Annotated in this window: 2 protein-coding genes and 1 tRNA gene; all 3 read right to left on the reverse strand. The window is 47.4% G+C overall.

Features of this window, described 5'->3' with window-relative positions; genetic code table 11:
- The coding region (locus VIP81_RS33230; protein ID WP_331972503.1) for a ligand-binding sensor domain-containing protein at positions 1 to 1914 on the reverse strand (1914 nt) is incomplete at its 3' end.
- 154 nt (positions 1915 to 2068) lie between these two features.
- A tRNA-Glu gene (locus VIP81_RS33235) sits at positions 2069 to 2140 on the reverse strand.
- A gap of 256 nt (positions 2141 to 2396) precedes the next feature.
- Positions 2397 to 3083 carry a DUF1345 domain-containing protein gene (locus tag VIP81_RS33240; protein WP_331972505.1) on the reverse strand — a complete coding sequence of 229 codons (687 nt, stop codon included), beginning with the start codon at positions 3081 to 3083 and terminating at the stop codon, positions 2397 to 2399.
- Positions 3084 to 3109: the final 26 nt, after the last annotated feature.

A 3109-nucleotide genomic window follows, 5' to 3' on the forward strand; every position in this document is an offset into this window, starting at 1 on the left:
CGTGGTAAGCCAGATTTCGCCGGATGCACCTTCTTCCATACTCAGCACCCATTGATCAAACAGTTTATTGTTCGTTAGCAATGGTTTATAGGTATGTTTCCGGGGGTCATAGATCCATAGGCCGTGATCAGTGCCGGCCAGCAGGGTGCTGTCGTTATAAGGCAGCAAACAGGTAATATTGCTGTATGCATGTGCATTCCAGGTAAAAGATTCCCGGATCGAGATACGGCGGGTGTAGGTATTGAACAGCATGAGTCCTGCGCTGCTGGTGCCCAGCCATAGGGAACTGTCCCCTTGTGGCACAATATCCATGACGGATACAGGGCGTTTCAATGAGTCCGTTATTTGGTTGAAAGCCTGGAAGGTGTTTGTTTGCGGATTCCAGCTGGCCAGTCCTCTTTTATATAAGCCAATCCAAACGGTGGTATCGTTTTGCACCTGCAGGTGCAGGAGCGTTTGTTCGTATAAGGTGGGCGACGTCAGGTGTTTGATGAACTTCCCGGTAGTGGGATTGAACAGGGAAAGGTTGCCATTTTCCTGTCCCACGAGGATGGTGCCGTCTTTCAGTTCGGCGAAACTCCATACCAGTCCCCGTTCTTCCGGGAGTGTGATGTCGGGGTGTCCATCGTTGTGTACATAGTTTTGCACCAGGTTGAGATCTGCGGTTAAGCGGCTAAACCCTTGCCCCCAGTAGCCTACGTATACATTCCCGTTGGTGGCCTGGTAAATACCGGTCACTTCTGTGGCCGGCAAATGCGCGTTGGTGTTGGGAAACCTGGTACGGTCGTCCAGCAGGCGGAATGTTTTATTATGCAGACTGAGAATATTAACGCCGAGGTCCGTGCCGATCCAGAGGTGGCCTTCCCGGTCGCTTAAAAAGCAGTTGGCTTCATAGGTATAATGAAACCCTTTCTCATCGTCATTGTTGGCAGTGATTTTCAGGTCAAATGTCTTCCGCACGCCGTTATATCGGAATACGCCGCCCTTCTCGGTGGCCATCCAGGTGTTTTTTTCCTTGTCGGCGATGATGTCGAAAATGGCGTCCCCATAGACTGGCTTTTGCCAGTTTGGTTTCCCGGTAGGCTTGTCGAAAATATAGTTTTTCAGTTGGCGGATAGCCGGATCGTAGTTGTACAGCTGTGCACTTCTGCCTGCCAGCCATATCTGGTGGTAGGCATCTGTATATATTTTCTTAAAGGTATTGTCGATGTCGAGTACGGGCAGGTGTTCCGGATTGTTGGTCCTGCTGTATAAGTTTTTCCGTTGCCGGTCCAGTACATAAACGCCTCTTTTCCCACTGATCCAGAGGTTACCGGCTTCATCTTCCATGATGGCGTCCATCATTTGTATTCTGTCGGCTTCGGGGATAATGGCCGCTTTCTGGAAATTAAATGCTTTTTCGTTGAACCGGAGCAGGCCATCGTGGGTGGTGGCCCATATAATACCATCATGATCCTGCACAATCTGGCTGCATTGCAGCCCTTCCGGCCGAATATCCCTATCGGATACCTTCAATGCCCGTACCTGGTCTGTAACAGGGTCGTATACACGAATATTATCGGGGGTACCCATCCAGATGCGGCCTTTATGATCTTCACAGAGGCAAATATCATCGTAATAGATAGAGCCAGGTACCCGGTCAAAGCTGGCAATGGTGACCAGGTTGGCACCGTCGTAGCGTTGCAGCGCGGTGCTGGCAATCCAGATAAACCCTTTCCGGTCCTGCATAATAGCCGACACGTGGTTGCTGGCCAGCCCATTGCTGATATCCAGGTGAGAAAAGTTGTAGGATACGTTGCCTGGCTGTTGGCCAAAGGAGGCGGGAATGTATAGTAATACCCACAGCAGGTAAACTATATACCTGACTGCATTTTGCCATCGTTGGGCTTTAGCCTTGATATGCCTTTGAATCATTGCAATTTCCGGGAAAGAAGCAGTGTAGCAATAAAAGTACTAAATGTTGTTGTGAATATGTAGCATGCCGGATGATTGCAGGCAAACTATATTTAAGTGTGGTAATAAATGGTTGAAATAAAAAAGGACCTCTTTGCAGAAGTCCTTTTTCTTGTACCACGTACGGGAATCGAACCCGTGACTCCTCCGTGAAAGGGAGGCGTCTTAACCCCTTGACCAACGCGGCATTTTTCGTTTGGGATTGCAAAGATAGGAAAATGTTTTACAATCCAAAATTTTTTTTCGTTTCTTTTGTAAAGGTAAGAATATTCATGCTTTTTAAGGGCATTTTTTTTGGGTTTTCCGGTCTAAGCTGCCCCAGCCTTCTCCGCTACCAACGGGCGTTTAGGCAATAAATTTCGGTGAGGTACCGCTGATCGGTCATTTGTTATATTTTTTTTCCGGAGATGGATACCGGGGTATAACCCTCAAGGCTATACGATCTATTGTTTCAGTCCTGCAATGAGGTTAATGGTTAATGCCACCACGAAAGTATTCAATGCAAAAGAAAGTAATCCATGCGCCAGGGCGGTACGCCGGATCATCCGCCTGCTGATTTCCACATCCGATACCTGGAAGGTCATCCCTATTACAAAAGAAAAATAAGCAAAGTCTATATAATCCGGAGATTTTTCCCCCGGGAACTCCAATCCCCCGGCATGTTTGGTAACATCTTTCTCATCATCATCATAATACAGATTCGCATAGTGAAAAGTTAAAGTGGTATGTACCATGGTCCAGGAAGCCAGCATACCGGTAATCGCCACCGGCAAATACACCAGTTTTGAGCCGCCGGAAATATCCTTCGAGAGCATCAGCAATAAAACAATTACCAGGCTGGCAATAGCCGCTATCACCACGGAGAACGAAACAAACATCCGGCTACCATCATCCACCCTTGCCCACTTGCGTATTTCATCTACCGAACGATTATAAAAAACAATCCAGCCTGTTGTAATGTAGGAAATGGCAAATACGTCCCATAACATTACATACATGATCAACGGATGCAGGGACGTTCTGGCAAAAAACAGGGTGGCGAAAACCACCGCAGTCAAGCCCAGACTCACTAAGATCCGCTCCATGGGATGCATTGCTACCAACAACTTAACAGCTCTCTTATTTCTCATAACAGATTACTTATTGTTTAAAGATA

It is taken from the genome of Chitinophaga sp. (assembly GCF_036566945.1).
Taxonomy (GTDB): Bacteria; Bacteroidota; Bacteroidia; order Chitinophagales; family Chitinophagaceae; genus Chitinophaga.